The organism is Polaromonas sp., assembly GCF_018780625.1.
In the GTDB taxonomy this organism is placed as follows: domain Bacteria; phylum Pseudomonadota; class Gammaproteobacteria; order Burkholderiales; family Burkholderiaceae_C; genus Polaromonas.
In genome coordinates this window covers 1-4,134 of the sequence record NZ_JADMJK010000210.1, presented here as the reverse complement: position 1 = coordinate 4,134, position 4,134 = coordinate 1, and the positions used below count along the sequence as shown (strand labels likewise).

Genomic DNA, 4,134 nt, shown 5'->3' with positions numbered 1-4,134 from the left:
CACCCGGCGCCACCCGGCGCCACCCGGCGCTTGCCGGGCTTTCTTCAGGATCCCTGGGTTCACGGCAGCAGCCGCAGCAACCGGGGCGTGCTCAGCGCACCGAGTTTCATGCGCAGGCGCGCACGGTGCATTTCAACCGTGCGCGGACTCAGGCGCTGCACTGGCCAGTCAACTCGCCGGCCTCGTAGCCGAAAAGTTCCAGAAAGACCCGGTTGCACTCGGTAATGGGCCGGTGCTGCGTCAGGCACAGCGCCATGGGCGCGAAGTTTTAGGCGAAGGTGCGTGATGCAGGGATCATCCCGGTAAGGTACTCGTACCGTATGGCGTTGCCGGACCACTGTCCCTATCATCGATCAGGTATCCCTTCACCCATCCAGCGAAAAATACCCGCATGAATCTGGCCCAACTGCTCCATCGAATGGCCCGCATGGACCCGCAACGGCCCGCGATTTACCACGGCGCCCGGCCAGTCGCGACGCATGGCCAGTGGGCGGCGCGCAGTGCCCGCGTGGGCCAGCGCCTGCTGGCGGCCGGGCTGGTGCCCGGCGACCGCGTGGCGCTGTTCATGCGCAACCATCCACGCTATCAGCCCAGATTGACCGGCACGAAAATCCTGCTGTCCCCGCGCAAAATCAGCAGCGCCACCGATTTTTGCGACCTGGCCACGGTGGCGCGCACCTGGTCTATGCTTTTCACGGGAACGCCGTTGATCGACAGCAGCACGTCGCCCGCCTGGACGCCGGCCAGCCCCGCCGGCCCGCTGGCCTGCTGCACCACCAGGCCGCTGTCAACGCCCGCTTCCTGCTGTTCATCGGGCTGCAGCGGACGCAGCGCCAGGCCCAGCCGGCCCTGGCCGGGCGCATCCTTTTTGCTGGCGACCTGGGCCGCCTTGTCATCGGCGTTGGCCAGGCGCGCGGTGAGTTCCCTGGACGCGCCCTGGCGCCAGACTTCCAGCTTGATGGTGTCGCCCGGCGCGGCCAGGCCAATCACGGCCGGCAGGTCGCCCGACGACACAATCGGCTGGCCGTTGACCTGGCGAATCACGTCGCCCGACTGCAAGCCGGCCTTGTCGGCGGGGCTGCCTTTTTCAACCGTCGACACCAGCGCGCCTTCGGGCTTGTCGAGCTTGAAGGAGTCGGCAAAAGCCTGGTTGATTTCCTGCACCGCCACGCCCAGCCGCGCATGCTCGACCTTGCCGGTGGCCACGATCTGGTTCTTGATTTTGGTTGCCACGTCAATCGGGATCGCAAACGACACGCCCTGGTAGCCGCCGCTGCGGGTATAGATTTGCGAGTTGATGCCGACCACCTCGCCGCGCGCGTTGAACAGCGGCCCGCCCGAGTTGCCGGGGTTGATGGCTACGTCGGTCTGGATGAAGGGCACGGCGCTGTCGTCGGGCAGCGACCGGCCCTTGGCGCTGACGACGCCGGCGGTCACCGTGTTTTCAAAGCCGAACGGCGAGCCGATGGCCAGCACCCATTCGCCGACCTTGAGGTCGCTGGTTTTGCCCAGGGTGGCGACTGGCAGCTTGCTGGCCTCAATCTTGAGCACGGCGATGTCGGTCTTGGCGTCCGCGCCCAGCACCTTGGCGCGGAATTCGCGCCGGTCGGTCAGTTTGACGCTGACTTCCTTCGCACCGCGAACGACGTGGGCGTTGGTCAGGATGATGCCGTCGGCGCTGACGATAAAGCCCGAGCCCTGGCCGCGTGTGGGCATTTCCTGCGGCGCGGCTGATCCGCCCCGACCCTGGCCTTGCTGGAAGCGGCGTAAAAATTCGCCCAGCGGCCCGTTGAGCAGGGGGTCGCCTTCTTGATCGCCGCCGCCCTGCGCCAGCGGTGCGTCGCTGGACGTCCTGGCGGTGCCGGTCACGCTGATGTTGACCACCGAAGGGCCGTAGCGCTCGGTGATCTGCGAGAAGTCGGGCAGGGCCATCGGTACGGTGGCCGCGCTGCTGGCGACCACGGCCGGGGCGGCTACGGCGGCGGCAGCCCGGCTGCTCACGGCATTGAAGGCGCCCACGCCGGCGCCCCCCATGGCGCCAGCGGCGAGCAGCGCAACAACCAGCCGGGTGTTGTTCAAAGCGGTGGATTTCATGGAAATGGCTCCTTGCATCAGGAAGGCACGCGTTGGTGCCGATGCAGGTAACTATGACGGCGCGGGCTTAGGTGAACCTTAAACCGGGCGGATGCCGAAGGCCGGGCGGTACCGCTGAAAGAGGGGGCTTAATCGTCGCCGTCCACATAGCCGCGCCACTGCTTCATCGCATGGCGCATGGTCAGCAGCTGGCTTTCAAAGCGGGGGCAGGCCTTGCAGATGACCAGGTGCAGGCGCAGGGCGGCGCGGTCCATCAGGGGCAGGGCGCGGTCCTCGCGGGCCAGCATCAATGCGGCGGCTTCCTTGCAGGTCAGCATCAGGGGGATAGTGGGTTTCATAGGGCTTGGGGGCTCGCAAACCAGTTCAATTCAAGGCATTCGCGCAGGCGCTGGCGGGCGCGGTGCAGCTGTACGTACAGGTTGGTCGGGGTTAGTCCCAGTTCCTTACAGATTTCTTCACTGGAGAGTTCCAGCCACTCGCGCATCAAAAACAGCCGTCCCTGGCTGGCCGGCAGCTTGCTGGCGCAGGCTTCGAGCACCGCAAAAAACTGGCGGCTGCCCAAGTCCTGCTCGGGGTTGCCCCAGTCGGCGGGGCGCTCGGCAAAGTGACCGTCGGGCTTGAACATCGCCTGGTCCATCAGGTCGTCAGCGCTGACGTCGTCATCGTTGCTGCTCAGGCTCACGTCACGGCATTGCTGGCGCAGCGCGTCGATCACCTTGTGCTTGAGGATGCCCACCAGCCAGGTTTTGAGCTGCGAGCGGCGCTCGAACGCCTGCGGCCTGGCCAGTGCGGCCAGCAGTGTTTCAGACACGGCGTCTTCAGCCCAGGCGTCGTTGCGCAGCTGCAGCCGCGCAAAGCGCAGCAGGTAGTCGCGGTGCAGGGCAATTTGCTGCTCTAACGCGCCGTTGTTGGTATCTGTATCGGTGGGGTGCATGGTGCGGCCAGTGTAAGAACATCGCGCCCGCCGCGTGGGCTGTTTTTGGCAGCACGAACTGGTCTGCTGGTGGCTTGCTGCACGAGTGAATTTTTTAAATTAAAAGTGGCCCATGGCGTTGGCCGGAAAGCGCACCTCGACCTTCAGGCCGCCCAGGCGTTCGGACTGGCCCATCGCCAGCACCGCGCCGTGGCGGTCGGCAATGGCCTTGACGATGGCCAGTCCCAGGCCGCTGCCGCTTTCCTGGGCGGTGTCGCTGACGCGGTAAAAGCGGTCAAACACCCGGGGACGGTTTTGCGGCGCAATGCCGGGGCCGCTGTCTTCTACCGTGAGTACCGGCTGGCCTTGATCCTCGCCAAGCGACACGTCGACCTGGCCCCCGGACGGCGTGTACTTGACGGCGTTTTCCAGCAGGTTGCGCAGCAGGATGCGCAGGGCGTCAGCCTGGCCGTTAGCTGCGGCCAGGCCGGGTGCGGATGCGGGGCCGGCCAGTCCCAGGTCAATCCGCTTGTGCCGCGCCTGCGGCAGCACATCGGACACTGCCAGCTGCACGATCTGCTGCAAATCCACCCGCCCGGCTGGCCCAGCACCGGCTTCTTCGCGCGCCAGCAGCAGCAGCTGCTCAACGCCCCGTATGGCCCGGTCAATGCCCTGGTTCAGCCGCGCCACAGCGGCTTCGCGTGCCGCCGGGTCCGCATCGACGCGGCGCAGGGCCCGGGCCTGGAGTTTCAGCGCGGTCAGCGGCGAGCGCAGTTCATGCGCGGCATCGGCGACAAAATTCTTTTGCGCTTCAAAGGCGTGGCGCACCCGGCCGAACAGCAAATTGAGTTCGTCGACCAGCGGCCGGACTTCGTCAGGCAGGCCCGCGCCGTCCAGCGGCGAAAAATCATCGGCGGCGCGGCTGGCCACCACGCGGCGGGTGCGCTCGACAGGTGCCAGCGAGCGGTTGATGATCCACCAGACCGCCAACATCAGCAGCGGGGTGAGCCAGGCAAACGGCAGCACGGCGCGCAGCGCGAGTGCCCGAGCCCGGGCGGTTCGGGCGCTCAGGTCCTGCGCGATCTGCACGGTTTGCAGCGGCGTTTGCAGCGTGTACACCCGGTAGC

The 4,134-nt window shown here is 66.5% G+C and carries 6 protein-coding genes; 1 reads left to right on the top strand and 5 read right to left on the bottom strand.

Going from position 1 to position 4,134, the window contains the following annotated elements; translation table 11 throughout:
- Nucleotides 1-188, top strand: a 188-nt coding sequence (locus IV091_RS15430; RefSeq protein WP_293470145.1) for a hypothetical protein, incomplete at its 5' end; no start/stop codon positions are given.
- Here IV091_RS15430 and IV091_RS18480 read toward each other — a convergent pair.
- The 5 genes from IV091_RS18480 to IV091_RS15410 form a co-directional block, all read right to left on the bottom strand.
- Nucleotides 149-256: a hypothetical protein gene (locus tag IV091_RS18480; protein WP_366807012.1), complete on the bottom strand. Its 108-nt coding sequence runs from the start codon at nucleotides 254-256 to the stop codon at nucleotides 149-151. The genes IV091_RS15430 and IV091_RS18480 overlap by 40 nt on opposite strands.
- A 329-nt stretch (nucleotides 257-585) precedes the next feature.
- Nucleotides 586-2,094, bottom strand: coding sequence for a DegQ family serine endoprotease (locus tag IV091_RS15425; protein ID WP_293470144.1), 1,509 nt, complete (start codon nucleotides 2,092-2,094; stop codon nucleotides 586-588).
- Between the two features lie 128 nt (nucleotides 2,095-2,222).
- Entirely contained in the window at nucleotides 2,223-2,432 is a 210-nt protein-coding gene (locus IV091_RS15420; RefSeq protein WP_293470143.1) for a zf-HC2 domain-containing protein, read from the bottom strand.
- On the bottom strand, nucleotides 2,429-3,028 hold the full coding sequence (locus IV091_RS15415; RefSeq protein ID WP_293470142.1) for a sigma-70 family RNA polymerase sigma factor: 600 nt from the start codon (nucleotides 3,026-3,028) through the stop codon (nucleotides 2,429-2,431). Before IV091_RS15415 ends, IV091_RS15420 begins: the two co-directional genes overlap by 4 nt.
- A 99-nt stretch (nucleotides 3,029-3,127) precedes the next feature.
- A partial coding sequence (locus tag IV091_RS15410; protein ID WP_293470141.1) for an ATP-binding protein occupies nucleotides 3,128-4,134 on the bottom strand: 1,007 nt, incomplete at its 5' end.